Genomic DNA, 13,360 nt, shown 5'->3' with positions numbered 1-13,360 from the left:
TCCGTGGATCACCGCAAGCGGCGGCGAAGGCGGTAACGCAGCCAGATTGCAAAGCCGTTCATCAGCAGGGTCATGCCCAGCAGCACCAGCCCGGCGGCGGCTGCATTCACGTGAAAGCCAGCCTGCGGTCGCGACACCCAGTTGAACATCTGGATGGGCATCACGGTGAAGGGGGAGCTGAGCCATTCAAAACTGATGAAGGGAGCAGATGCCTGGATTGGTGACGGCGGCAGGAAGGCAATGAAGGTCAGTGCGCCGATGGTGATGATCGGCGCGGTTTCGCCAATGGCCCGCGACATGCCCACGATGGCGCCAGTCAGGATTCCCGGACGCGCGGCCGGAAGCAGAAAGATGCTGACGGTCTGCCACTGATCTGCCCCCAGCCCGAAAGCAGCCTCGCGGATGTCTTGAGGAATGGCACGCAGTGACTCGCGGGTCGCGACAATGATGATGGGCAGGATCAGCAGAGCAAGCGTCATGCCCGCGACCAGGATCGTTTGGCCGAGCCCGAACATCTGGACGAAGAGCCCCAGTGCCAGCAGTCCGAAGATGATCGAAGGAACGCCAGCAAGGTTGGTGACATTGACCTCAATAAAGTCGGTGACCCAGTGCTTCGGGGCGTATTCCTCAAGATAGACGCCTGCGGCGACCCCCACCGGCACGGCAAGGACCCCGGTCACCAGCATGACAAGGCAAGTACCGATCCACGCCGAGAGAATACCGGCAGACTCAGGTCGGCGAGAGGGGAAGTTGGTGAAAAAGTCTGGAGTGAGTCTGGCCGCGCCGTCGACTACGAAGTCGGCTACAAGCGCCATCAGAATGGTCAGGGTCAGGAACAGTACCAGCAGCCCGAGCACGGTGAAGCACAAGTCTGAAACTCTTGCGCGCCGTGTAATTGCAGCATCGTCAAGGCCCATGGGCTCGATGTGGTCGCGCATCAGTAGGCCTCCCGGTAGCGCTTGCGGAGCCAGAAGGCGAAGAGGTTGAAACTGAACGTAAGTGCGAAAAGCGTCAATCCGGCGGCGAAGATGGTCTGATAGGCAATCGACTCATGTGGAAGATCGCCCATGCTCAACTGCACGATGTATGAGGTGATAGTTGCTGCACCCTCGAGCGGATTGGTCGCGATCCTGGCCTGCTGGCCGGCAGCGATAGCCACTACCATAGTCTCGCCGACCGCCCGCGACATTCCGAGCAAGTAAGCGGCGGTGACGCCCGAGAGCGCAGCTGGCGTCACCACCTTCAGTCCGGTCTGCAGGCGGGTGAATCCCAGTGCGTATGCCCCCTCACGCAGCGAATCAGGCACGGCGCGCATGGCATCTTCGCTCATGGATACGATGTAGGGCAAGATCATGATGCCGATGACCACCCCAGACACGAGCAGGTTGAAGCGCGCCAGACCCGGGATGAAGGATTGAAAGATGGGCGTCAAGAACAGCAGAGCGAAGTACCCGAAAGCGACCGTTGGTACGCCTGCAATGAGCTCAAGGAACGGCTTTACCGCTTCACGGAGCCTGGGCTTGGCGAACTCGCTGAGATACAACGCGAGAATCGTGCCGGCAGGCACGGCAACAACCAGGGCAATGGCCGTGGTCATCAGCGTACCCGACAGTAGTGTCATGATCCCGAAGTGCTTCTCTTCGAAGACGGGCGTCCACTGCGTATCGGTCAGGAAGTCCACGATGGACACCTGAGTGAAGAACTTCAAGCTCTCACTGAGAAGGACGTAGAGGATGCCGAAGGTGACCAGAACTGATAGCGCCGCTGCGACGAACAGTACCAGGCGAATGCCTGTGTCGATGGCATGGCGGCGGCGCAGAAATGCGTCGCTTGGCTGAAGCGGGACAGGACCCACATCGAGGAAGGAACCACTACTTTTCATCAGACGGCCTCAGCCAGCGCGCACATCGCTGTGCGCGCCGACCATGATTGTCAGTAAACCAGCTTCTCTTTCAGCAGCTCGTCGATGGAAACGCCAATCTTCGAGCCAGTGAAGCCGGTGCCAATCTCCCGCTTTGCAAAGCGCTCGCGCATTGCGGCCAATGCGTTCTCCGGCAGCGGCACATAGCCCACCTCCTGCACCAATCCTTCGGAGTGCTTGGAGTCCAGATAGAACTCGACAAAGCGCGCGACCTCGGGCTTGGTTTCGGCGGCCTTCTTGCTTACGTAGATGAAGATCGGGCGCGACAGAGGCTGATACTGGCCGGAGCGCGCGGTTTCGACGCTGGGCGCGACCGCCTGGGCGGCGGCGTTGGTCTTGATGCCTACTGCCTTGAGCTTGTCGGCGTTCTCTTCGTAATAGGCCAAACCGAAGAACCCCAGTGCATTGGCATCACCCGAGACTCCCTGCACCAGCACGTTGTCGTCCTCCGAGGCCGTGTAGTCGCCGCGACTGGAGTGCTCCTTGCCAACGATTGCAGCGGTGAAATAGTCGTAGGTGCCCGAATCGGTGCCCGCACCGTAGAGGACCAGCGGCTTGTCCGGGAAGCTCGGACGAATCTGGTTCCAGTTGGTGATCTTGCCCTGTGCTTCAGGGACCCACATGGCCTTCAGTTCGTCGACGGTGAGGTCATTGGCCCAGGTGTTCTGTGGGTTGACCACAACTGTCAGAGCGTCCATCGCGACTGGAAGCTCGATGTACTCTACGCCAGCGGCCTTGCAGGCTTCCTTCTCCTCACCCTTGATCGGGCGCGACGCATTGGAGATGTCGGTTTCGCCGCGGCAGAACTTCTTGAAGCCGCCACCGGTTCCTGACATGCCGACCGTTACTTTGATGCCGGCATTTTCTTTCTGGAACTCTTCAGCCATCGCTTCGGTGACGGGAAACACGGTCGACGAGCCGTCCGTGCTCACCATGCCGGTGATCTCGCCGGCTTTTGCAGGTGCCCCGGCACTGTCCTGGTCAGTGGTAGCAGGTGTTCCAGACGGCGAGCAGGCGAGGATGCTGAGCGTTGCGGCGGCAAGCAAAGTGAGGCGCAGGTACATGTAAGTCTCCGAGGTTCAGATGAGCATGGGTGCGATGGTTAGGTACCCCCCGACTCCCCAGCCGGGCGGTACACGACTATTTGAGCGGCCGCGGTGGGGCAGGGACCTCCGCCACGCAATCGCAGGCGGGATCGGTGGGATGAGGCTGCAGACAGAGCTCGGAACGACCGCCGCAGCAATCGTCCAGCAGGAAGGCCAGCAAACCATGCATGCCGTCCAGGCAGGCGCGATAGCGCACGAAGCGGCCTTCGCGGGTGCCGCAGATCAATCCGCCTCGGCTCAGCACGGCCAGATGGTTGGACAAGGTGTTGTGCCGCATTCCCATCATGTCGGTCAGGACACCGGCGGTCAGTCCTTCCGGCTCGTGGTTCACCAGCGTGCGGAAGATCACAAGACGTGCGCCGTTGCTCAGTGCCGACAGTGCATCCAGCGCATGGTCGATCGACATCGATGCGCTGAGTGAGCGCCGTTCGAAGTAATCAAAATCCAAGACGCGTTGGGGCTGGGCCATCACGGTGCTCCGATTGCACAAGATGTCGACATGTCGAGATATATCGACATGACGAAATGGTGGGCCCTCTATGTGACACCGTGATGACACACACCTATTCAGTTATCGATCAACGTCGCTCACAAAAAATCCCGCGGGAGCGGGACGTTGAGGGGAGCAAGCTGGCACGGTTGGCAACAGGGGTCAGCTACCTGTCCTGGTGGTCTGCGCAATAGGCAGTGACCTGCCTCACCGCCTCGCGGGCGTAACGCGTGACCCCAATCAGCGTGGCAGAGGCCATGCCGTTCCAATCCCCGTATCCCAACAACCAAACCGAGGGCACCGCCAACGCGCGCAGGCCGCTGCCGTCGACCTCCACCTGGCCCTGCGGGGTTACAAGGTCCAGGCCCTTCAGGTGCGACAACGCCGGGCGGAAGCCGGTGCACCAGATCACTGCATCGAACGCCCGCTCGGTGCCGTCGGCCCATTGCATGCCGGTGGGGGAGAAGCGGGCCGGCGGTGGGACTGCGGCGAGCACCCCGCGCGCCCGCGCGTCGAGCACCGGCGGCACCATGACGATGTCGCCGAAACCGCCTGGTGGCAGGTCAGGCTCCCGGCCTTCCTGCTGCGCCTTCCATCGCTCAGTCGCGCGTTCGAACAGCACGCGGCCGTCGACGTCATCGGCCAGGAACGCCGGTTCGTGCTGTGTGATCCAGGTGGTTTCCGCCACCGTCGATACTTCGGCCAGAATCTGCGCACCGGAATTGCCACCACCGATGATGGCCACCCGCATTCCGGCGAACGGCGCAGGGGTGCTGTAGTGAGCGGAGTGCAGCTGGATCCCCGCAAATGACTCCAACCCTTGGTACTCAGGCGTGTAGGCTTCCCCCCATGTTCCGGTGGCGCTGATCACCGCCCGCGCCAACCATTGCCGACCGTCCCTGGCCACCACCCGCAGACGCTCGCCAAAGTGGCTGACTCGTTGCACGCGGATAGGGCGAAGAACGGGCAGCGCATATTTTTGTTCGTACTGCGCCAGATAAGCGAGCACTTCGGCACGCGCAGGGTAGGGGCCTTGGCTGGCGGGCATGGGCCATCCGGGAATGGAGCTCCAGCCCGCCGGGGAAAACAGATGCAGCGAGTGCCAGGCATGCTGCCATGCGCCGCCGGGCGACGCTTCCGCATCGAGAATTACATAGGACAGCCCGCTGCGGCGCAGGAAATAGCCGGCAGAAAGACCCGATTGGCCACCTCCGATTACCACCACATCGACGCTGTCCATCTGTGCTCCCTCGCGCCGCCTCACTCAGGCGGCATTCTTTCTCTGCTGTTGATCGGAGATCTTGAGTGCATCCAGGTAGCGCTCCGCATCCAGTGCAGCCATGCAGCCGAAGCCGGCCGAGGTGATGGCCTGGCGGTAGTGCTGGTCGGCCACGTCGCCGGCGGCGAACACACCTTCCACCGAGGTCTGGGTGGCGTTGCCGCCCAGGCCCGAGCGGATGTCCAGGTAGCCGTTGTTCATGGTCAGCTGGCCGTCGAACAGGCTGGTGTTGGGGTGGTGGCCGATGGCCACGAAGAAGCCGTGTGCCTCGATGTCGCGGGTGCTGCCGTCCAGGGTGGACTTGACCCGCACGCCGGTGACGCCGGCTTCATTGCCCAGCACTTCGTCCACCTGGTGGTGCCACACGGTTTCGATCTTGCCGTGGGCGACCTTGGCGAACAGCTTATCCTGCATGATCTTTTCCGCCTTCAGGGTGTCGCGGCGGTGGACCAGGTAGACCTTGCGGGCGATGTTGGACAGGTACAGGGCCTCTTCCACGGCGGTGTTGCCGCCGCCCACCACGACCACGTCCTGGTCACGGTAGAAGAAGCCGTCGCAGGTGGCGCAGGCGGAGACGCCGCGGCCCTTGAATTCCTCTTCGGTCGGAATGCCCAGGTACTTGGCGGTGGCGCCGGTGGCAATGATCAGCGCGTCGCAGGTGTACTCGGCGCTGTCGCCGATCAGCTTGAACGGGCGCTGGGTCACATCCGCGGTGTGGATGTGGTCGAAGATCACTTCGGTCTCGAAGCGCTCAGCGTGGGCCTGCATGCGCGCCATCAGGTCCGGGCCCATCAGGCCGTGGGCGTCGCCCGGCCAGTTGTCCACTTCGGTGGTGGTCATGAGCTGGCCGCCCTGCTGAAGACCGGTGATCACCACCGGGTTCAGGTTGGCGCGGGCGGCGTAGACCGCTGCCGTCCAGCCGGCCGGGCCGGAACCGAGGATCAACAGCGGGATGTGTCGGGTCGTGCTCATAACTCAATGACTCCGTGCGTCGGCAGGAAAGTAGCGCTTGCCCAGCCGCAGGGCGACATGGACCAACAGGATCAGCACCGGCACCTCCACCAGCGGTCCGATGACCGCAGCGAAGGCGACCGGCGAAGCCAGACCAAAGGCGGCGATGGCGACGGCGATGGCCAGCTCGAAGTTGTTGCCAGCAGCAGTGAAGGCGATCGCGGTCGTGCGCGGGTAGTCCTTCGCAATGAACTTGCCCATGAAGAAGCTCAGCACGAACTGAATGATGAAATAGAGCGTCAGCGGGATCGCGATGCGCACTGCATCCATCGGGATGCGCAGCACATCGCCCCCCTTCAGGCTGAACATGGCAACGATCGTGAACAGCAACGCCGCCAGCGTGATCGGACTGATCGCTGGCAGGAACTTCTCTTCATACCAACGCACGCCTTTGCGCGCCTTGAGCCAGCGGCTGGTGAGGAACCCTGCGAGGAAGGGGATGCCCAGATAAATCAGCACCGCCTCGGCAATGGTCCAGAAGCTGACGTCGATCACGCTGCCCTGCAGGCCGAACACCGGCGGCAGCCACGACAGGAAGAACCACGCGTACACACTGAACAACGCGATCTGGAAGATCGAGTTGAAGGCCACCAGCCCGGCCACATACTGCCCATCACCGCGGGCGAGCTGATTCCAGACCAGCACCATAGCGATACAGCGTGCCAGGCCAATCAGGATCAGGCCAGTCATGTACTCAGGGTAGTCGCGCAGGAACAGCACCGCCAGGCCGAACATCAGGAACGGACCGATGATCCAGTTCTGCACCAGCGAGAGCATCAGCACGCGCTTGTCGGCAAACACCTTGGGCAGCTCTTCGTACTTCACCTTGGCCAGCGGCGGATACATCATCAGGATCAGGCCAATGGCGATCGGGATGTTGGTCGATCCAATCGACAGGCTGTGAAGCGCGCTGGGGACGCCTTCGAACATCGCGCCCAAGCCGACGCCAAGGGCCATCGCCAAGAAAATCCAGAGCGTAAGGTACCGGTCCAGGAAGGACAGGCGGGGGGAATCAGTAGTCATGGCAGGTCTCGGAAAAGCGGTTAGTCGATCTGCGCGATCGGGTCGAGGCGAGCCTTCAGCGCTGCGCGGTCGTCCCAGGCGCTGTCAGGAATCTCCAGGAAGGCCTGCAGGCGTCGCTTGATGGTCTGATGGGCACGGTCAAAGGCTTCTGCCTTCTGCGCATCCGAACCTTCCACGCCGGCCGGGTCGAACAGGCCCCAATGCACGCGAACGAAGTCACCAAACACCACCGGGCACGCCTCGGCGGCCGCGCTGTCACACACGGTGACGATCAGATCCATGGCAGCGGCATCGGCTTCGGCAAATTCGTCCCAGGACTTGCTGCGCATGCCCTCGACCGGGAAGCCTTCGCGCTCCAGCTGGGCAATGGCAAAGGGATTGACGCGACCGGCCGGCTGGCTGCCCGCACTGAAGGAGAGATAGCGGCCTTCGCCCCATTTTTTAAGGGTCGATTCGGCAAGCACGCTGCGGGCGGAGTTGCCAGTACACAAGAACAGAACACGACGGGTCATTTGAGCGATCTCTAGGAGGGGGGGAGGTCAGCAGCCAGCAGGACGTTCGCAGGCCTGTTCGTCGGCGCAGCAGTTTTCGGTCAGGTAGGCAACCAGCGAGCTCATCGCCTCGAACTCGGCGCGGTAGCAGATGGTGCGACCGCGCTGCTCGGCGGTGATCAGGCCAGCGGCCAGCAACTCCTTCAGATGGAAGGAGAGGGTGGCACCGGGAAGGGAGAGGGACTGGGCGATATCGCCGGCCAGCTTGCCGCCACTTCCGGCTTGGACCAGCAGGCGGAAGATGGAAAGCCGGGTGGCGTGACCCAGGGCGGCCAGGGCGTGAGTTGCGTTTTTATGTTCCATGATTCTAGAATAGTCGAATCGAATAGGCAGGACAACCCCCCATGCAACACCTTCCCAATGTCGTCCCGGGCGCCTTGAACCCTCCGGTGGCCGAAAAGCTGAGCGAGCCCAATGCCGCGCCGCACCGGCCCCGCATCCTGATCTTGTACGGTTCCCTGCGCCCGCAGTCGTTCAGCCGCAAGCTGGCTTTGGAGGCGCAGCGGTTGCTGGAACATCTGGGCGCAGAGACCCGAGTGTTTGATCCGCATGAGCTGCCGATGCTCGATTCGGTGCCCGCCTCCCACCCCAAGGTGCAGGAGCTGCGCCAAGCCTCGTTGTGGTCCGAGGGGCACGTGTGGGTCAGCCCGGAGCGGCACGGGACGCTGACTGCCGTGTTCAAGAACCAGATTGACTGGCTACCGCTGGAAGAGGGCAGCGTACGCCCGACCCAAGGTCGCACGCTGGCAGTGATGCAGGTCTGCGGTGGCTCCCAGTCCTTCAACGTGGTCAACGCGTTGCGCGTTCTCGGCCGCTGGATGCGGATGGTCACGATTCCGAACCAGTCCTCGGTGGCCAAGGCCTGGCAGGAGTTCGATGACGAGGGGCGCATGAAGCCTTCCGCCTACTACGATCGCGTCGTGGATGTGATGGAAGAGCTGGTCAAGTTCACCCTCCTGGTGCGTGGACGCAGTGACTACCTGGTTGATCGCTACAGCGAACGAAAGGGGGCTGTCGAAGCGGCCGCGCTGACTGCCGCGGCCGGTGTCGTCGAGACCGCATTGAATGAAAAGGAGAACGCATGAACGCTGTCATCTATCACAACCCCAAGTGCGGCACCTCGCGAAACACCTTGGCTTTAATTCGCCACGCCGGCATTGAGCCTGAAGTCATTGAGTACCTGGTCAACCCACCCAGCCGAACGCGGCTTGTCGAGCTGATTGCCGCCGCCGGATTGGATGTTCGCGGTGCAATCCGCCAGAAAGGCACACCCTATCTGGAACTGGGGCTGCACGATCCCGCGTTGAGCGAGGACGCACTGCTGGATGCCATGCTGGCCAATCCTATTCTCATCAATCGCCCCTTCGTCCAGACCACCATGGGCACGCGCCTGTGCCGGCCTTCTGAGGTGGTTCTGGACATCCTGCCAGCAGTGCACGAGCCCTTTACCAAGGAAGATGGCGAAGTGGTGATCGATCAGGACGGCAAGCGCGTCCGCTGAGTTGCTAAGCGGCAGGGAGAGTTCGAGAGCATGCAAAGCGCGTCCAAGCAGCCGCAAAAGCTGCCCCGGCTGATCGTTGCGCTGGGAGTGGGCCAGATCATTGCGTGGGCCAGCAGCTATTACCTGTTGGCCATTCTGGCGCTTCCCATGTCCAGAAGCACTGGCTGGTCGCTGGGGCTGTTGGTCGGAGGCCTCTCCGCTGGGCTGGTCACAGCCGGACTACTCGCTCCTCTGGCCGGTCGGACCATCGACAGGCGGGGAGGGCGGACCGTACTGGCGGTCAGCTCCGTAGTGTTTGCCATGGGCCTCGCGGCGCTGGCCACGTCACACTCCCCAACTACCTATTACCTTGGCTGGGTGGTACTGGGCGTTGCCATGTCTGCGGGCCTGTATGACGCTGCGTTCACGACACTGGGACAGCTGCTCGGGGCAAACGCGAAGCAATCCATTGCCGGCCTGACCTTGGTGGCCGGCTTTGCAAGCACGCTCGGCTGGCCAGCGCTGACCTACCTTGACGAGGCCATGGGATGGCGCGGCGCGTTGTGGGTGGCTGCCGCATTCAACCTGCTGGTCGCATTGCCCATCCATTTGCTCGCTATTCCGAAGCATCAGCCCCGTATTAGCGCAAGTCCGCATCCCTCAGCGGTCGCTGCCGTCCACACCAGCACTGCAGCACCCGTTTCAGCTGCAGCACCGCCTGCACACTGGCTTGTGCTCATTGGCCTGTTGCTGACCTGCCAGGCAGCGATCATGGCGACCTTATCGGTGCATCTGATTGCGCTGCTCGGTGCCATCGGGCTGGCGCCATCGGTTGCGCTGCTCGCTGGCATGGTGATCGGCCCCGCGCAGGTCATCGCTCGTTTGCTGGAGATGTACTTCGGGCGAGGCGTGCATCCGACCTGGTCCGCACGCGTGGGAATTGCAGCGACATTGGCAGCGCTACTGCTGCTACTCACTGGATACTCGTGGGCAGCGATCATTGCATTCGTCATCTACGGTGCCGGCAACGGGATACTCACGGTGGCCCGCGGCACCCTCCCGTTGGCGTTGATCGGATCGGCGGACTACGGCAAGACCATGGGCCAACTTGCCCGTCCCATGCTACTGGCACAGGCGGCAGCACCGCCGCTTGCAGCCATTGCGCTCGAGCGAACCGAGCCTGTTTGGCTGATCTGCCTATTGGCGCTGCTTGCCACTGTTTCCTTGGTTGGAAGCTGTTGGTTGCCTGCAAAGACGCAGGGCGTGAGCCCTTGAATATGCATGCGTGTGCATATATGCTTTATGCATGAGCAAGGGCACCCCCAAGGCAAACGCCATTGAGCAAGCAGTAAGCGTGCTGGCAGACCCCATTTTTCGGGCGCTGGCTGAGCCGTCGCGCTTGGCCGTGCTCAAGCGTGTGCTTCAGGTGGAACGGGCAGATATCGCGGAGATTGCCGCCGGCCTTCCACAGGAGCGATCCGTGGTCTCACGTCATCTGCAGGGACTCCACGATGCTGGGATCCTACGCGCAGAGCGGGTGAGCCGGCAGGTGTACTACCAGGTCGATGGCCCCGCGATGGTCGCACGCTTGGAGCAGATCCTGCTGCAGGTCAGGGCGCTGGCACCTTACTGCTGCCCCGGTGATTTGAAGTAATACCGCAGGCAATTCTTGATTCATCAACGCAACTCACATATATGCATATAGGCGCATACACGCATGAATAAGTTGAATGTCGACGTCGTCGTGATCGGGGCAGGGCAGGCAGGCTTGGCGATGTCATACCGGCTCAAGAACGCAGGCGTGTCGCACCTGATTCTCGAACGACAACCGGCCGCTGGTGGCAGTTGGCCGTCGTACTACGACAGCCTGACCCTGTTCTCCCCGGCAGGATATTCCTCGCTGCCTGGCCTCGAGTTCCCCGGCGGAGCCAAGCGCTATCCCAAGCGGGACGAGGTCACCGCGTATCTGCGCCAGTATGCGTCCGCCTTCGACCTGCCAGTGCGCGCCAACAGCGAGGTTGTGGAGGTCATCTCCGAAGCAAGCCAACATCGCGTCAAACTTGCCGATGGAGCGGTCATTACCGCCCAGGCAGTAGTGGTGGCAACCGGTGGCTTCAACACACCTCACCTGCCGGGGATCCCTGGAAGGCAGCTATACCAAGGGACGATTCTGCACAGTTCGGCCTACCGAACACCCACCGGCTTCGAAGGCAAACGCGTCGTCGTCGTCGGTGCGGCCAACTCAGCGGTACAGATCGCGCACGAACTGCACTCCACTGCCACCGTGGTGCTGGCAACCCGCGAGCCAGTGAAGTTCATGCCACAACGGTTCCTCGGCTTCGATTTTCATGACTGGCTCAAGTGGACCGGCCTGGGCAATTCCCGTTGGCTGAGCGATCAGAGCACGCCCGTTCTGGATGATGGACGTTATCGACACGCCCTGAGTACGGGTGCCATTTCCCGTCGAGAGATGTTCACTGCGTTTACCAACGATGGGGTGGTCTGGCCGAATGCGGAAATACAGGCGGTCGACGCTGTGATCTTCGCGACGGGCTTCCGGCCGAACGTGTCATTCCTGCCACGGGAAGCCTTGGATCCGGACAGGCGGGCACTACACAGCCAAGGGGTTTCCACCACAATCAAGGGGCTCTACTACCTCGGGCTACCGCTACAGCGCAACTTTGCCTCTGCCACGCTTCGCGGAGTTGGTAGTGACTCCTTGGGAGTCCTAGCATCGATCATGAGCCACTTGCGGCCCATGTAATTGCGCACGCGACGTCCCCCCGGCTTGAGTAGTGGGCGGGTTTAGAGTCCGGTGCTGATGTTATCGTTCTTCGCCGCCAACTGCGCGGCGTATTGGGCGGGTGTTAGACCGCCAAGCGCTCTTTTTGGTCTTTCTTCGTTGTAGTCGCGCCGCCAGCTTTCGATACTGGTGCGGGCATGAAGCAACGTCGGGAACCAGTGCTCGTTGAGGCATTCGTCGCGCAGCCGTCCGTTGAAGGACTCGATGTACGCATTTTGGTTCGGCTTGCCCGGTTCGATCAGACGCAGGGCAACTTCCTTTTCGTGAGCCCAAGCCACCATCGCCTTACCGCAAAACTCCTTGCCGTTGTCTGTCCTGATCACTCGTGGCAAGCCGCGCTGCATGGCCAGCCTGTCCAGTACCCTGGACACGCCTTGCCCGGATATTGCCCGCTCCACTTCGATGGCCACAGCCTCGTGGGTGGCGTCGTCGACGATCGTCAGGCACTTGACCACCCGGCCTTCTGCGGTACGCTCGAACACGAAGTCCATCGACCACACCTCATTGGCAGCGGACGGCCGCAGGAGGGGCTGGCGCTCGCTAACCGGCACCTTCTTACGCTTTCTGCGTCGCACCTGCACGCCCGCTTCCTGATAGAGCCGCTCCACTCGCTTGTAGTTCACGACAAGTCCTTTCTGCCGCAGCTTCAGATGGATCATGCCCACCCCGTAGCGTCTGTGCCGATGCGCCAGCGCAGCAATCTGCTCGCGCAGCTCAACGTTGTTGTCGGGCCGAGGCTCATAGCGCAGCGCGCTAGCGCTCATCCGCACCACCGTCAGCGCTCGCCGCTCGCTCAACCCCTTCTCGACCATGCTCCGCACCAGCAGCCTGCGCGCCGGCGCGGTCACCACTTTTTTCGCAACGCATCCTTAATGACGTCGTTCTCGAAGACCTGTTCTGCCAGCAGCTTCTTCAGGCGTGTGTTCTCCGCCTCCAGGTCCTTGTGCCGCTTGGCGTCGGGTACGCTCATGCCGCCGAACTTGCTGCGCCACAGGTAGTACGAGGCCTCGCTGAAGCCATGCTGGCGGCAGAGGTCCTTGATGGGCATGCCGGACTCAGCTTGCGTCAGGAAGCCGATGATCTGCTCTTCGGAAAAGCGCTTCTTCACGTCCAATCTCCTTGTCATTGAGGATTGGACTCCAAACCGCTTCGCTACTCAATCTCGGGGGGACGTCGCACGTTTGGCATGCCAAGAACGGAGTAGGGCACCGGAACTTCTGCGGGGCCGTCGAGGTGGTCGCGCAATCCCAAAGTCAGCCTTTGTTGTTCTGACGGTGAGCGACCCATACGGCAGCGACAGTTATGGATACTACTAAAAAGACAGCAACGCCGGCGACAATGCTCATCTGCTGTAAGAGGGTCAACGAGTTTAAAAAGTTCATCTTAGAAACCAACCATTGGTGATAGAGTGGACCGGCCAGGATTTCGTAGACATCTCAGAGCCATAATCAATGGAAGCGAGAGAGGTGTCTAATGGCAAGCAAACAGTACACGGATGAGTTCAAGGCCGAGGCGGTCAAGCAGGTTACCGAAAGAGGCTTTGCGGTAGCCGAGGTTGCCAAGCGGTTGGGGGTCTCGTCCCACAGCCTTTACCAATGGCTCCGCAAGTCCAGGAGCGAGGCCTTGGCGGGCACGCCTGAGGGGTCGATGTTGCCGACGCCCAAGGACTCAGCCGAGGTGCGGCGCCTGAAGGCCG

Annotated in this window: 16 protein-coding genes; 6 read left to right on the top strand and 10 right to left on the bottom strand. The window is 61.8% G+C overall.

Annotated features, from left to right (window positions below; translation table 11 throughout):
* Positions 1-8: 8 nt before the first annotated feature.
* The 9 genes from pstA to N5D91_RS18400 form a co-directional block, all read right to left on the bottom strand.
* Positions 9-938, bottom strand: coding sequence for a phosphate ABC transporter permease PstA (pstA, locus tag N5D91_RS18440; RefSeq protein ID WP_082332067.1), 930 nt, complete (start codon positions 936-938; stop codon positions 9-11).
* Positions 938-1,882 (bottom strand): phosphate ABC transporter permease subunit PstC, encoded by a 945-nt coding sequence (gene pstC / locus N5D91_RS18435; RefSeq protein WP_174704372.1) that lies wholly within the window; start codon positions 1,880-1,882, stop codon positions 938-940. The genes pstA and pstC overlap by 1 nt, the downstream gene beginning before the upstream one ends.
* A gap of 50 nt (positions 1,883-1,932) precedes the next feature.
* Positions 1,933-2,985, bottom strand: coding sequence for a PstS family phosphate ABC transporter substrate-binding protein (locus N5D91_RS18430; protein WP_180855443.1), 1,053 nt, complete (start codon positions 2,983-2,985; stop codon positions 1,933-1,935).
* Positions 2,986-3,061: 76 nt separating this feature from the next.
* The gene (locus tag N5D91_RS18425) at positions 3,062-3,496 is read right to left on the bottom strand and encodes a helix-turn-helix transcriptional regulator (protein WP_019184704.1); all 435 of its coding nucleotides are present in this window, start codon (positions 3,494-3,496) and stop codon (positions 3,062-3,064) included.
* Between the two features lie 187 nt (positions 3,497-3,683).
* Positions 3,684-4,757: an ArsO family NAD(P)H-dependent flavin-containing monooxygenase gene (locus tag N5D91_RS18420; protein WP_026070021.1), complete on the bottom strand. Its 1,074-nt coding sequence runs from the start codon at positions 4,755-4,757 to the stop codon at positions 3,684-3,686.
* A 24-nt stretch (positions 4,758-4,781) separates the two neighbouring features.
* On the bottom strand, positions 4,782-5,768 hold the full coding sequence (trxB, locus tag N5D91_RS18415) for a thioredoxin-disulfide reductase (protein ID WP_012480204.1): 987 nt from the start codon (positions 5,766-5,768) through the stop codon (positions 4,782-4,784).
* 3 nt (positions 5,769-5,771) lie between these two features.
* On the bottom strand, positions 5,772-6,830 hold the full coding sequence (gene arsB, locus N5D91_RS18410; RefSeq protein WP_012480203.1) for an ACR3 family arsenite efflux transporter: 1,059 nt from the start codon (positions 6,828-6,830) through the stop codon (positions 5,772-5,774).
* Between the two features lie 20 nt (positions 6,831-6,850).
* Complete coding sequence (locus tag N5D91_RS18405) at positions 6,851-7,342, bottom strand: arsenate reductase ArsC (protein ID WP_032960056.1); 492 nt, start codon at positions 7,340-7,342, stop codon at positions 6,851-6,853.
* 27 nt (positions 7,343-7,369) lie between these two features.
* Positions 7,370-7,684, bottom strand: a complete 315-nt coding sequence (locus tag N5D91_RS18400; RefSeq protein WP_012480201.1) for a metalloregulator ArsR/SmtB family transcription factor — start codon at positions 7,682-7,684, stop codon at positions 7,370-7,372.
* A gap of 41 nt (positions 7,685-7,725) precedes the next feature.
* Here N5D91_RS18400 and arsH point away from each other — a divergent pair, with 41 nt between their 5' ends.
* The 5 genes from arsH (at position 7,726) to N5D91_RS18375 (ending at position 11,625) form a co-directional block, all read left to right on the top strand.
* The gene (arsH, locus tag N5D91_RS18395) at positions 7,726-8,466 is read left to right on the top strand and encodes an arsenical resistance protein ArsH (RefSeq protein WP_012480200.1); all 741 of its coding nucleotides are present in this window, start codon (positions 7,726-7,728) and stop codon (positions 8,464-8,466) included.
* Positions 8,463-8,882, top strand: a complete 420-nt coding sequence (arsC, locus tag N5D91_RS18390; RefSeq protein WP_019186247.1) for an arsenate reductase (glutaredoxin) — start codon at positions 8,463-8,465, stop codon at positions 8,880-8,882. The genes arsH and arsC overlap by 4 nt, the downstream gene beginning before the upstream one ends.
* 30 nt (positions 8,883-8,912) lie before the next feature.
* Positions 8,913-10,136, top strand: a complete 1,224-nt coding sequence (locus N5D91_RS18385) for an MFS transporter (protein ID WP_019186248.1) — start codon at positions 8,913-8,915, stop codon at positions 10,134-10,136.
* Between the two features lie 31 nt (positions 10,137-10,167).
* Positions 10,168-10,515 carry a metalloregulator ArsR/SmtB family transcription factor gene (locus tag N5D91_RS18380; protein ID WP_019186249.1) on the top strand — a complete coding sequence of 116 codons (348 nt, stop codon included), beginning with the start codon at positions 10,168-10,170 and terminating at the stop codon, positions 10,513-10,515.
* A gap of 63 nt (positions 10,516-10,578) precedes the next feature.
* Positions 10,579-11,625 (top strand): NAD(P)/FAD-dependent oxidoreductase, encoded by a 1,047-nt coding sequence (locus N5D91_RS18375; protein WP_279908564.1) that lies wholly within the window; start codon positions 10,579-10,581, stop codon positions 11,623-11,625.
* Between the two features lie 41 nt (positions 11,626-11,666).
* On the opposite strand, the gene N5D91_RS18370 is transcribed toward N5D91_RS18375, so the two are convergent.
* Positions 11,667-12,790, bottom strand: a protein-coding gene (locus N5D91_RS18370; RefSeq protein ID WP_279908566.1) for an IS3-like element ISStma13 family transposase whose coding sequence is annotated in 2 segments (ribosomal slippage) — positions 11,667-12,514 and positions 12,514-12,790 — 1,125 coding nt in all. Because the reading frame shifts where the segments join, the coding sequence is not laid out codon by codon here.
* 347 nt (positions 12,791-13,137) lie between these two features.
* On the opposite strand from N5D91_RS18370, the gene N5D91_RS18365 reads away from it, so the two are divergent.
* Positions 13,138-13,360, top strand: a 223-nt coding sequence (locus N5D91_RS18365; RefSeq protein WP_279908568.1) for a transposase, incomplete at its 3' end; no start/stop codon positions are given.

The sequence above is a fragment of the Stenotrophomonas sp. GD03794 genome (genome assembly GCF_029842145.1).
GTDB classification, from domain to species: Bacteria; Pseudomonadota; Gammaproteobacteria; order Xanthomonadales; family Xanthomonadaceae; genus Stenotrophomonas; species Stenotrophomonas riyadhensis.
The sequence above is the reverse complement of the archived record's forward strand: the minus strand, read 5'-3'. Positions and strand labels throughout refer to the sequence as shown.